This is a genomic window from Streptomyces sp. G5(2025), from assembly GCF_049542075.1.
Taxonomy (GTDB): Bacteria; Actinomycetota; Actinomycetes; order Streptomycetales; family Streptomycetaceae; genus Streptomyces.
Genome location: NZ_JBMUZT010000006.1, coordinates 5,582,412 through 5,594,726, shown reverse-complemented (window position 1 = coordinate 5,594,726; position 12,315 = coordinate 5,582,412). Strand labels below are relative to the sequence as shown.

Sequence of the window (12,315 nt, the reverse complement as noted above, 5' to 3'; positions counted from 1 at the left end):
TCCGTGCACGCGGACAGGAGCGGTCAGACATGCCTCTTGGTTCAACCCCTCAGCCCACCATCCCCGTTCTGGACGTTTGGCCCGCCGTCCACTGCGGCCGAAAACCGGCGAAGGCCGTGCCCGGCGAAACGTTCCAGGTGTCCGCCACCGTCTTCCGCGAAGGGCACGAGGCGGTCGCGGCCAACGTCGTGCTGCGCGACCCCGAGGGCCGCGCCGGGCCCTGGACCCCGATGCGCGAACTCGCGCCCGGCACCGACCGGTGGGGCGCGGAGGTCACCCCGGACGCCGAGGGACGCTGGACGTACGCCGTCCAGGCCTGGGGCGACCCGGTCTCGACCTGGCGCCACCACGCGCGGATCAAGATACCGGCGGGCATCGACACCGACCTCGTCCTGGAGGAGGGCGCCCGCCTCCACGAACGCGCCGCCGCCGGGATGCCGGACGATGACGGGATGCCCGGCGAGGCGCGGGCCGCCGTGCTCGGCGCGGCGAAGGCGCTGCGCGACCCGGCCCGCGGGCCCGCCGCACGCCTTGCGGCCGCCCTCACCCCGGAGGTGGTGGCGGCGCTCGACCGCCATCCGTTGCGTGAACTGGTCACGTCCTCACCGGAGTTCCCGCTCGTCGTGGAGCGCGAGCGAGCGCTGTTCGGGTCGTGGTACGAGTTCTTCCCGCGCTCGGAGGGTGCGGTGGTCCGCGAGGGCGAGCCGCCGGTGTCGGGGACGTTCCGCACGGCGGCCGAGCGGCTGCCGGCCATCGCGGAGATGGGCTTCGACGTGGTGTACCTGCCGCCGATCCATCCCATCGGCGTCACCTTCCGCAAGGGCCCGGACAACTCTCTCTCCCCGGCCCGTACGACGTGGGCGTGCCGTGGGCGATCGGTTCGCCGGAGGGCGGGCACGACGCCGTGCACCCCGACCTCGGGACGCTGGACGACTTCGACGCGTTCGTGCGGCGCGCGAAGGAGTTCAACCTTGAGGTGGCGCTGGACTTCGCGTTGCAGTGCTCGCCGGACCACCCGTGGGTGGACAAGCATCCGGAGTGGTTCCGGCAGCGGGCGGACGGTTCCATCGCGTACGCCGAGAATCCGCCGAAGAAGTACCAGGACATCTATCCGATCGCCTTCGACAGGGATCTGCCGGGTCTTGTCGCGGAGACGGAGCGGCTGTTGCGGTTCTGGATGGGGCACGGCGTGCGGATCTTCCGTGTCGACAATCCGCACACCAAGCCGGTGGTGTTCTGGGAGGAGGTGATCGCCCGGATCAACGGCACCGACCCGGACGTGATCTTCCTCGCCGAGGCCTTCACCCGGCCCGCGATGCTGCACACCCTCGCCGCCATCGGTTTCCAGCAGTCGTACACGTACTTCACCTGGCGCAACACCAAGGAAGAGCTCACCGACTACCTCACCGAGCTGTCGCGGGAGACCGCGCACTTCCTGCGGCCGAACTTCTTCGTGAACACCCCGGACATCCTGCACGGTTACCTCCAGGAGGGCGGGCGCCCGGCCTTCGAGGTGCGGGCGGTCCTTGCCGCGACGCTCTCGCCGGCCTGGGGTGTCTACAGCGGCTTCGAGCTGTGCGAGAACACGCCCGTGCGGCCCGGCAGCGAGGAGTACCTGCACTCGGAGAAGTACCAACTGCGGCCCAGGGACTGGGCGGCGGCCGAGCGGGAGGACCGCACCATCGCACCCCTCATCGCACGGCTGAACCAGCTCCGGCGCGCCAACCCGGCGCTGCGACAGCTGCGGGACCTGCACTTCCACTCCACGGACAAGGAAGCGGTGATCGCCTACTCGAAGTCCGCCGCGGACGCGCACGGCTCGAACACGGTTCTGGTGGTGGCCAACCTCGACCCCCACCACACCCAGGAAGCCACGGTGTCGTTGAACATGCCGCTACTCGGCCTCGACCGGCACGAGAGCGTGCCGGTGCGCGACGAGCTCACCGGTGAGACCTACCACTGGGGCAGGGCCAACTATGTGCGCCTGGAGCCGGGCCGCGCGCCCGCCCACGTCTTCCGCGTCCTGCGACCGTCCTCACCGCTGATCGGAGGGTCACCCACATCATGATCGTCAACGAGCCCGTCCAGGACACGTTCGAGGACACGCCCGCCAAGGACCGGCACCCCGACTGGTTCAAACGCGCCGTGTTCTACGAGGTACTGGTCCGTTCCTTCCAGGACAGCAACGGCGACGGCATCGGCGACCTCAAAGGCATCACCGCCAAACTCGACTACCTCCAATGGCTCGGCGTCGACTGCCTGTGGCTGCCCCCCTTCTTCAAATCCCCCCTCCGCGACGGCGGCTACGACGTCTCCGACTACACCGCCGTCCTCCCCGAATTCGGCGACCTCGCCGACTTCGTGGAATTCGTCGACTCCGCCCACCAGCGCGGCATGCGCGTCATCATCGACTTCGTCATGAACCACACCAGCGACCAGCACCCGTGGTTCCAGGCTTCCCGCACCGACCCCGACGGCCCTTATGGCGACTACTACGTCTGGGCCGACGACGACAAGCAGTACGGCGACGCCCGCATCATCTTTGTCGACACCGAAGCCTCCAACTGGACCTTCGACCCGGTGCGCAAGCAGTACTACTGGCACCGCTTCTTCTCCCACCAGCCCGACCTCAACTACGAGAACCCCGCCGTCCAGGACGAGATCATCTCGGCGCTGCGGTTCTGGCTCGACCTGGGGATCGACGGTTTCCGGCTGGACGCGGTGCCCTACCTCTACCAGGAGGAAGGCACCAACTGCGAGAACCTGCGGGCCACCCACCACTTCCTCAAGCGGGTCCGCTCGGAGATCGACGCGCACTATCCGGACACCGTCCTGCTCGCCGAGGCCAACCAATGGCCCGAGGACGTCGTCGACTATTTCGGTGACTTCTCCAAGGGCGGCGACGAATGCCACATGGCGTTCCACTTCCCCGTCATGCCCCGCATCTTCATGGCCGTACGCCGTGAATCGCGCTATCCCGTCTCCGAAATCCTCGCCAAAACGCCCGCGATCCCCTCCGGCTGCCAGTGGGGCATCTTCCTGCGCAACCACGACGAACTGACCCTGGAGATGGTCACCGACGAAGAACGCGACTACATGTACGCGGAATACGCCAAGGACCCGCGCATGCGCGCCAACATCGGCATCCGCCGCCGCCTGGCCCCCCTCCTGGACAACGACCGCAACCAGATCGAACTCTTCACCGCCCTGCTGCTGTCCCTGCCAGGATCGCCGATCCTCTACTACGGCGACGAGATCGGCATGGGCGACAACATCTGGCTCGGCGACCGCGACGCGGTGCGCACCCCCATGCAGTGGACGCCGGACCGCAACGCGGGCTTCTCCTCCTGCGACCCCGGCCGCCTCTACCTGCCCACGATCATGGACCCGGTCTACGGCTACCAGGTCACCAACGTCGAGGCCTCCATGTCCTCGCCGTCCTCCCTCCTGCACTGGACCCGCAGGATGATCGAGATCCGCAAACAGAACCCCGCCTTCGGCCTCGGCACCTACACCGAACTGCCCTCCTCCAACCCCGCCGTCCTCGCCTTCCTCCGGGAGGCGCCCGCGCAGGAGGGGGACGACGACGACCTCGTGCTGTGCGTGCACAACTTCTCGCGTTTCGCGCAGCCCACCGAGCTGAACCTGCGGGCCTACGACGGACGCCACCCGGTGGAGCTGATCGGCGGAGTGCGTTTCCCCGCCATCGGTGAACTGCCCTACCTCCTCACCCTCGCGGGCCACGGCTTCTACTGGTTCCGCTTGCGCAGGGAACCGTCGTAGGCTCCAGCGGCGCGACGCCTTCGCGGGGCGGTTTCCACCGCCCCGCCCTGGGCACTCCTACGCACAGCCGGCACTCCCGCACTCTGCCTTGTCCGCCCCGCGGAAAGGACGCGACGCCATGTCGGAAGCCGCCATTCGCCCCACCGCGCACGCCGCGGCGCTGCTCGCCTCACTCGATCCGCTGCTGCGCGAGTGGCTGCCGAGGCAGCGATGGTTCGCCGGGAAGGGCCGCCCGATCGGCTCCTTCGAGCCGGTGGCCGTGACCGAACTCCTGCCCCGCAGCTCCCCCTCGGGCCTGCTGCACCTGCTGCTGCGGGTCCGCCAGCCGCTGGTGCCCGCGCAAGGCACCGCCCCGGAGGGCACGTCGGCCGAACGCGCGGGTGACTGCTACCAGTTGCTGCTCGGCGTACGCCGCACCCTGCCGCCCCAGCTGGCACCCGCCCTCATCGGACACGTCACCGAGGGGCCGCTCGCCGGGCAGACGGTGTACGAGGCGCTGCACGACCCGTGGCTCACCGCGCTCCTCCTGGAGCGGCTGCGGATACCGGGCCGGCACGGCGTGCTCCGCTTCGAACGCGACCCGGGCCTCGACATCCCCTCCGGCCTCGCCCCGCGCCCGCTCGCCGCCGAGCAGTCCAACTCCTCGCTCGTGTACGGAGATACGTTCATCCTCAAGCTGTTCCGCCGCGTCGTGCCCGGCGTCAACCCCGACCTGGAGCTGCCGCTGCACCTGGCCCGGCAGGGCTGCGGGCGGGTACCCGCGCCCGCCGCGTGGTTCCTCGCGGACCTGGCGGACGGCCCGGCGGGCGAGGCGTGCGGCCTCGGTGTACTCCAGCCCTATCTGGCCGCCGCCGAGGACGGCTGGGAGCTCGCCCTGCGCATGCTGGGCAAGGGTGAGGCCTTCGTCGGCGAAGCGCGGGCACTCGGGCGTGCCACGGCCGAGGTGCACGCCTCGCTGGCCGCCGCGCTGCCGACCGTCACGCTCGGCCGGGCCCAGGTCGAGCGGATGGCCGACGCCATGGCGCGCCGCCTGGCCGCGGCGGCGCGGGCCGTCCCGGCGCTGCGGCCGTACGCCCCCGGGCTGCTCACCGCCTTCGAAGCGCTGGCCGACCTGGGCGGCGAGGGCCAGTCGTGGACCGCCCAGCGCGTCCACGGCGACCTGCACCTGGGGCAGTGCCTGCGCTCCCCCGACGGCCTCTGGTCGCTCATCGACTTCGAGGGCGAGCCGGCGCGCCCCCTCGCCGAGCGGCGCATGCCGCAGCCGCCGGTCCGCGACGTGGCGGGCATGCTGCGCTCCTTCGACTACGCGGCGGCCACTCGCGAGCCCTGGGCGCGGGAGTGGGCGACGGACTGCCGGGCCGCCTTCTGCGTGGGGTACGCGGACGTCTCGGGCCGCGACCCGCGCACGGATCCCGTGCTGCTGCGCGCCCACGAGACGGACAAGGCGGTCTACGAAGTCCTCTACGAGGCCCGGCACCGCCCCGACTGGCTCCCCGTGCCCCTAACCGCCGCCCGCCGCCTGTCCGAGAGCGGTTCCGCCGACGCCGCCCCCTGACCACCCCTCCCGAGGAGGCCTCTCCCGTGACCCCCCGCCCCCGCAAACCGTCCGCCGAAGCCCCGGCTCCGGTCCCGCCGCCGGTCCCGCCCCCGCCCCGCACTCCGGAACCGGCCCCGGCCCCGGAACCCGCTGAGCAGCGGCCCGCACCACAGAACACGAAGAGCTCGAAGAGCGCGCAGAACACGGAGAGCCCGCGCAAGACACCGGCCCAGAAGACGGGCAGGACAGCGAAGGCGGCCGGCGCGGCCAAGGCGGCCAAGACCGCGAAGAGCCCGAGGCCCGCGCGGAAGGCGGCCGCGAAGACGCCCCCCAAACGCACACCGAAGCCACGCACCCCCCAGGCCCCGCCCGCCGCCGCACCGGTCCCGGTGACCGCCGTCGCCGCGTCCCCCGTCCCCGACGAGGACCGCGTACGCCTCCTGGAGGGCACCCACCACGACCCGCACGGCGTCCTCGGCGCCCACCCCGTCCCGGGCGGCACGGCCTTCCGCGCCCTGCGGCCCTACGCCAAGGCGGTCGCCGTCGTCGCCGAGGACCTGCGCGCCGAACTGCGCGACGACGGCGGCGGGTTCTTCTCGGCGGTGCTCCCGCTGGACGCCCCGCCCGAGGAGTACCGGCTGCACATCACGTACGAGGACGCCGAGCTGGAGATCCACGACGCGTACCGCTTCCTGCCCGCGCTCGGCGACTTCGACCTGCATCTGATCGGTGAGGGCCGGCACGAGGAACTGTGGAAGGCGCTGGGCGCGCACCCCATGTCCCACCAGGGCGTGACCGGCACCCGCTTCACCGTGTGGGCGCCCAACGCGCGAGGGGTGCGGGTCGTCGGCGGCTTCAACTTCTGGGACGGCACCGGCTTCCCCATGCGCTCGCTCGGCGGGACCGGTGTCTGGGAGCTGTTCGCGCCGTCCGTCGGCGAGGGTGAGCTGTACAAGTTCGAGATCACCCGGCCCGACGGCACGAAGACGATGCGCGCCGACCCGCTGGCCCGCCGCACGGAGACACCGCCCGCCAACTCCTCGGTCGTCCACGAGTCGCATCACGAGTGGCACGACGCCGAGTGGCTGGCCCGCCGAGCGGAAAGGCCCGCACACGAGGCGCCGTTCTCGGTGTACGAGGTGCACCTGGCCTCCTGGCGCCCGGGGTTGACCTACCGTCAACTGGCCGAGCAGTTGCCCGCGTACGTCTCCGATCTCGGCTTCACCCACGTCGAGCTGATGCCCGTCGCCGAGCATCCCTTCGGCGGCTCCTGGGGGTACCAGGTCACCGGCTTCTACGCGCCGACGGCCCGTCTCGGCACCCCCGACGACTTCAAGTACCTGGTGGACGCGTTGCACCGCGCGGGGATCGGTGTCCTGATGGACTGGGTGCCCGCGCACTTCCCGCGCGACGACTGGGCGCTCGCGGAGTTCGACGGGCGGCCGCTGTACGAGCACGAGGACCCGCTCAGGGCCGCGCACCCCGACTGGGGCACCCTGGAGTTCGACTACGGCCGCAAGGAGGTGCGCAACTTCCTTGTCGCGAACGCCTCTTACTGGTGCGAGGAGTTCCACATCGACGGGCTGCGCGTCGACGCGGTCGCCTCGATGCTCTACCTCGACTACTCCCGCGAGCACGGCCAGTGGACACCGAACGAGCACGGTGGCCGGGAGAACCTCGACGCGGTCGCCTTCCTCCAGGAGATGAACGCCACCGTCTACCGCCGGGCCCCCGGCGTCGTCACGATCGCCGAGGAGTCCACGGCCTGGGACGGCGTGACCCGCGCCACCCACCACCAGGGGCCGGGCGGCTTCGGCGGGCTCGGCTTCGGCCTGAAGTGGAACATGGGCTGGATGCACGACTCCCTCGGCTATGTCTCGAAGGAGCCGGTACACCGCAAGCACCACCACCACGAGATGACGTTCTCCATGGTGTACGCGTACAGCGAGAACTACGTCCTGCCCATCTCCCACGACGAAGTGGTGCACGGCAAGCGCTCGCTGGTGTCGAAGATGCCGGGCGACTGGTGGCAGCAGCGGGCCACCCACCGCGCCTACCTCGGCTTCATGTGGGCCCACCCGGGCAAGCAACTCCTGTTCATGGGGCAGGAGTTCGCGCAGGGCGCCGAGTGGTCGGAGAGCCACGGCCCGGACTGGTGGCTGCTCGACCCGGCGTACGGCGCCGAGGCCGACCACCGGGGCATACGGGACCTGGTCCGCGACCTGAACACCCTCTACCGGAGCGAAGAAGCCCTGTGGCAGCGCGACACGGACCCCGGCGGCTTCGCCTGGGTGGAGGGCGACGCGGCCGAGGACAACGTCTTCGCCTTCCTGCGCCACGACGAGCGAGGGGCGCCGCTGCTCGCCGTCTCCCACTTCTCACCGGTCGTACGGCACGGCTACCGGCTCGGCGTGCCGGACGAGTTCGCCGCCTGGCAGGAGGTCCTGAACACGGACGAGGCGCGCTACGGCGGCAGCGACGTCACCCACCCCGACCCGCTCAAACCGGAGCCGGTGGCGTCCCACGGCCGTCCCGCGTCCCTGCGGCTGGCCCTGCCGCCGCTGGCTACGGTGTGGCTGCGGCCGGTGTGACCTCCTCGACCTGCTTGAGGGCCGTCGGCAGTGCGTCCGCGTACAGCACGCCGAGACGCTGGGTGGCGCGGGTCAGGGCGACGTACAGGTCGCTCGCGCCGTACCGCGCCGGCTCGACGACCAGGACCGTGTCGAACTCCAGGCCCTTCGCCTGACGCGGGTCGATCAGCACCATCGGCCGCGTCAGGTTCGGGGCCTCCCCGGCCGTCACTCCGGGGAGCTGTGCGGCGAGCTCCTGGTGGAGTTCGCGCGGGGCGATGACCGCGAGGCGGCCGTCGTCCCTGACCTCGGCCGCCACCGCGTCGGCCACGGCGGCGGCGAGGTCGTCGGCGCGGCGCGCCCAGGGCCGTACGCCCGTGGACCGCACCGAGCTGGGCGGGCGGAAGTCGGGGTTCCCGGCGAGGCGCGGCACCTCGGCCGCCACGTCCATGATCTCCACTGGCGTGCGGTAGTTCACGCCGAGCCGGGTGTACTCCCAGCGGTCCGCCACGTACGGCGCGAGGATGTTCTCCCACGAGCCGCAGCCGCCCGCCTCCGCGGTCTGCGCCGGGTCGCCGACGAGTGTCATGGAGCGGGTCGGGCAGCGCCGCATGAGCAGCCGCCAGGCCATGGCGGACAGCTCCTGCGCCTCGTCGACGATGATGTGCCCGAACGCCCAGGTGCGGTCGGCCGCCGCGCGCTCGGCGGCGCTGCGGTGGTCGGCCTCCTCCTGCCGCTCGGCCATCCGCTCGGCGTCGATGATGTTGTGCGCGAGCAGGACCTCGGCGTCGTCCTCGTCCTTGTCCTCGAACTCGTACGTCCGCGAGGCCCGCGAGACGTCCAGGACGCCTTGCGCGTACGCGATCTGCCGGGCGCGCTCGGCCTCGGCCGCCGCCCGCTCGGCGCTGTCGTCGTGGCCGAGCAGTTCGGCCGCCTCGTCGAGCAGCGGGACGTCGGCCGCCGTCCAGGCCGCCCCGCGCGGGCGGCGGATCGCCTCGGCGTCATCCTCGCCCAGGCCCGTGGGCTCCTCCAGGAAGTCGGCGAGGAAGGTCTGCGGGGTCAGCGTCGGCCACAGCTCCTCGATGGCCGCGTGGACCTCGGGGCTGGCCGCGATGGCCTTGCCGAGCTGGGCGATGTCGTCGGGGCCCAGGAAGTTCGGGCCGCCGTACGGGTCATGCCCGATGCGCTCGGCCAGCTGTTCGGTCAGCGCGTCGATGACCCGGAACGCGAAGTAGGGGCGCCCCAGGTTGTGCGGCACGTCCGCCTCGCGGGCCGCCTCCCGTGCCTCGTAGGCGATCGTCCAGTCCAGGATCAGGTCGCCGTCGTCGTGCGCGATGATCATCGGCTCGCCCGGCTCGGGGATGCGCTGGCGGTCGCGTACCGCCGTGGCGAGTACCTCCGCCATGCCGGCGCGGCCCTTCACCTCGGCCGCCTCGGGGGTGTCGGTGCCGGTGGCGCTCACGCCGGGGAACAGCTCACCGACCGTGGCCAGCAGGACGCCCGTCTCGCCGAGTGAGGGCAGGACCTCGCCGATGTAGCCGAGGAACGCCGGGTTCGGGCCGACGACGAGGACCGCGCGCTTGGCGAGCAGCTCGCGGTGGGCGTAGAGGAGGAAGGCGGCGCGGTGCAGTGCCACGACCGTCTTGCCCGTGCCGGGGCCGCCCTCGACGACGAGGACGCCGCGGTGCGGGGCGCGGATGATGCGGTCCTGCTCGGCCTGGATGGTCTGCACGATGTCGTGCATGCGGCCGGTGCGCGCCGAGTCGAGCGCGGCGAGCAGCACCTCGTCGGCGTCGGCGCTCTCGTGTCCGGTGCGGGTCGTGTCGCCGAGGTCGAGGATCTCGTCGTGCAGGGCGGTGACCTCGCGGCCCTCGGTGGTGATGTGCCGGCGGCGGCGCAGGCCCATCGGCGTATGGCCGGTCGCGAGGTAGAAGGGACGCGCGACATCGGCGCGCCAGTCGATCACGAGCGGAGTGCGCTCGGCGTCGGAGGCGCGGATTCCGATGCGCCCGATGTGATGGTCGCGGCCGTCGCGGAATTCGAGTCTGCCGAAGCAGAGGCCGTTCTCCCCCGCGTCGAAGGCGGCGAGCAGACCGGACTGCTCCGCTACCAGGACGTCCCGCTCAAGGCGCGCCTGGAGACCGTTGCCCACCTGCGACAACGAAGCCTGTACGGCGTCCTCGGCCTCTGCGCGCAGCGCGTCAAGGCGCGCGTACAGCCCGGAGACGAATTGCTGCTCTTCCCGCAATTCCTCGCTTGACAATTCAGCCCCTCGCCAGTTACGGTACTCTTATAAAGCTTCCCGCGAAGTTGTCATGCCTGAATGGCTACAGCTTCTCGAAAGAATCCATAATACGCAGAGAAATGCCCCGGACGTCAATTCGTCCGGGGCATTTCTCTGGTGCGCGTGCGGATCCTCAGAGCACGTCGGCCAGCTCCGCGAGGAGCTTGCGCTTGGCCCGCGCGCCCACCAGCTGCTTGACGGGCTCACCACCGCTGAACACGATCATGGTCGGCGCCGAGAGCACCTTGTACGCGATCGCGGTCTCGGGGCTCCGGTCGACGTCCAGCTGGAGGATCTTGATCCGGTCCGCCTCCTCCCGCGCGATCTCACTCAGCACCGGCGCCAGCTGCCGGCACGGGCCGCACCAGTCCGCCGTGAACTCCACGAGCACGGGGCGGTCCGCCTCGCGCAGCACCTCCCCCTCGAAGTCCGCGTCCGTCACCTCGGCCACACCTGCTGCCTTCACTGCCACCACTCTCCTCATCCCGTCAGTTCGCACCGCGGCTCGGGGCCGCCTTCGAGCGCCGCCTCGGCGCGCACGAGCTGCGCGCCGACCTGCGCGCGCACCGCGTTCAACTCGCCGATCAGCGCGTCGAGTTCGGTGAGCTTACGGCGGTAGACGGCGAGCGACGCCGGGCACGAGTCGCCCTCCGGATGGCCGGAGCGCAGACACTCCAAGAAGGGCCGGGTCTCCTCCAGGTCGAACCCGAAGTCCTGCAAGGTCCTGATCTGTTCCAGGAGCCGCAGATCGTCCTCGTCGTAGGTGCGGTATCCGTTTCCGGCACGCTGTGCGGGCAACAGCCCGCGGGACTCGTAGTAGCGCAGCGTCCGCGTGGTCGTCCCCGCGCGCGCCGCGAGCTCGCCGATTCGCATGCCCCGACGGTAATCGTTGACGTGGGCGTCAAGGCCAGGGGTGTGCGAGAGGTGCGCCTCCCGCGCAGGTCAGGCGGGGCTGCGGATGCCCTCGATCGTCGAGGTCCAGGTATCGGCCCCGTGCCCGAGGTCCACCGCCCGGCGGGCCGCCGTCAGGACCCCGCGCAGCGCGGCGGCGTCCAGGCCGCGGTGCTCGGCGGCGTGGACGATGTGCTCGATGCCCTCGGCCTCCATGGCGAGGTTGTCCAGGCCGCCGGGGTAGGTGCCCGCGTCGACGTCGGCGGCGGTGCCTTCGACGACGCTCTCCAACAGCGCCACGTTGGCCTTCAGGTAGGGGACGAGCGCGGCGGCCCGCACGCCGTCCTTCGCCGCGAGGGCGAAACCGTGCACCAGGCCGTGCATCGCGGTCCAGAAGAAGTCCAGGACGGAGAGGTCGTACACGGCGGCGAGACCGTGGTCCTCCCCGACGTAGGCGCTCTGTCCGCCGAGCGCCTTGAGCGTGCCCTCGTACTTCTCGTACGCGGCCCGCGCACCGCTGTGGAAGATCAGCGCCTGCGGGGTGCCGATCATCGGGACCGGCACCATGACCGCGCCGTCCAGGTAGTCGACGCCGAGGGCCGCGGCGCTGGCGGCGGCCTCGCGGGCGCGCTCAGGGGTGTCGGAGGTGAGGTTCACGAGGAGACGGCCGTCGAGGTCGTCGGCGGTGACCTGGTCGAGGATCGCGTGCGCGGCGGCGTAGTTGAGGACGCACACGACGACGACCTCACCGGCGCGGACGGCTTCGGCGGGGGTGGCGGCGCGCGTGGCCCCGCGGGCGACGAGTTCCTCGCCCTTGCCGGGCGAGCGGTTCCAGACGGTGGTGGGGTGGCCGGCGTTCAGGAAGGCGCCGGCGAGGGCCTGGCCCATGGCGCCGAGGCCGAGGACGGTGACGGCGGGGAGAGTGGGGTGAGCAGTCATGTCCCTATCGTTGGCGGGAGCTCAACACCCCACAAGTACCGACTAATTAGTGAGGTACGCACCAGAAGGTAAGCACGGCGGGCGGCGCGGGACGCCTCGGAGGAGCGCCGTCCCACAGCCTGCCCGCCGCCTCACCCCTGGGCGCGGGCGACACGACCGCGCCGAACAGCGCCCCGGCCCCCTCGACGGGGAGCGCCGCGTCGCGTGCCGTTCGCGGACGGTGGCGCACACCCGGCCGTGCGCCTTCATGTGGGTGGCCGCGGGGAGGTTGAGCGCGGCGGACGGCGCGAAGGTGGTGTCGACGGCGAGGA

General features: G+C 71.4%; 8 protein-coding genes and 1 pseudogene. 4 read left to right on the top strand and 5 right to left on the bottom strand.

The genetic code is table 11. From position 1 onward, the window contains the following. Nucleotides 1-29: 29 nt before the first annotated feature. The 4 genes and pseudogenes from ACOBQB_RS36300 to glgB all read left to right on the top strand — a co-directional run bounded on the left by ACOBQB_RS36300 (nucleotide 30) and on the right by glgB (nucleotide 7,911). Nucleotides 30-2,068, top strand: a pseudogene (locus tag ACOBQB_RS36300) (alpha-1,4-glucan--maltose-1-phosphate maltosyltransferase). Continuing rightward, on the top strand, nucleotides 2,065-3,783 hold the full coding sequence (gene treS / locus ACOBQB_RS36295; protein ID WP_423598067.1) for a maltose alpha-D-glucosyltransferase: 1,719 nt from the start codon (nucleotides 2,065-2,067) through the stop codon (nucleotides 3,781-3,783). The pseudogene ACOBQB_RS36300 and the gene treS overlap by 4 nt, the downstream one beginning before the upstream one ends. 118 nt (nucleotides 3,784-3,901) lie before the next feature. Next, nucleotides 3,902-5,338 (top strand): maltokinase N-terminal cap-like domain-containing protein, encoded by a 1,437-nt coding sequence (locus ACOBQB_RS36290; protein WP_423598065.1) that lies wholly within the window; start codon nucleotides 3,902-3,904, stop codon nucleotides 5,336-5,338. A gap of 26 nt (nucleotides 5,339-5,364) precedes the next feature. Next, a complete protein-coding gene (glgB, locus tag ACOBQB_RS36285) occupies nucleotides 5,365-7,911 on the top strand; it encodes a 1,4-alpha-glucan branching enzyme (protein ID WP_423598063.1) in 2,547 nt (848 codons plus the stop codon). Here the strand turns inward: glgB and ACOBQB_RS36280 are convergent. The 5 genes from ACOBQB_RS36280 to ACOBQB_RS36260 form a co-directional block, all read right to left on the bottom strand. After that, the gene (locus tag ACOBQB_RS36280; RefSeq protein ID WP_423598061.1) at nucleotides 7,886-10,153 is read right to left on the bottom strand and encodes a HelD family protein; all 2,268 of its coding nucleotides are present in this window, start codon (nucleotides 10,151-10,153) and stop codon (nucleotides 7,886-7,888) included. The two genes, glgB and ACOBQB_RS36280, sit on opposite strands and share 26 nt — an antisense overlap. Nucleotides 10,154-10,307: 154 nt before the next feature. Further along, entirely contained in the window at nucleotides 10,308-10,658 is a 351-nt protein-coding gene (gene trxA, locus ACOBQB_RS36275) for a thioredoxin (protein ID WP_423598059.1), read from the bottom strand. Continuing rightward, the gene (locus tag ACOBQB_RS36270) at nucleotides 10,655-11,047 is read right to left on the bottom strand and encodes a MerR family transcriptional regulator (protein WP_423598057.1); all 393 of its coding nucleotides are present in this window, start codon (nucleotides 11,045-11,047) and stop codon (nucleotides 10,655-10,657) included. Before ACOBQB_RS36270 ends, trxA begins: the two co-directional genes overlap by 4 nt. A 69-nt stretch (nucleotides 11,048-11,116) precedes the next feature. Then, nucleotides 11,117-12,004, bottom strand: coding sequence for an NAD(P)-dependent oxidoreductase (locus ACOBQB_RS36265; protein ID WP_423598055.1), 888 nt, complete (start codon nucleotides 12,002-12,004; stop codon nucleotides 11,117-11,119). A 46-nt stretch (nucleotides 12,005-12,050) separates the two neighbouring features. Further along, complete coding sequence (locus ACOBQB_RS36260; RefSeq protein WP_423598053.1) at nucleotides 12,051-12,233, bottom strand: hypothetical protein; 183 nt, start codon at nucleotides 12,231-12,233, stop codon at nucleotides 12,051-12,053. Between the last annotated feature and the right edge of the window lie 82 nt (nucleotides 12,234-12,315).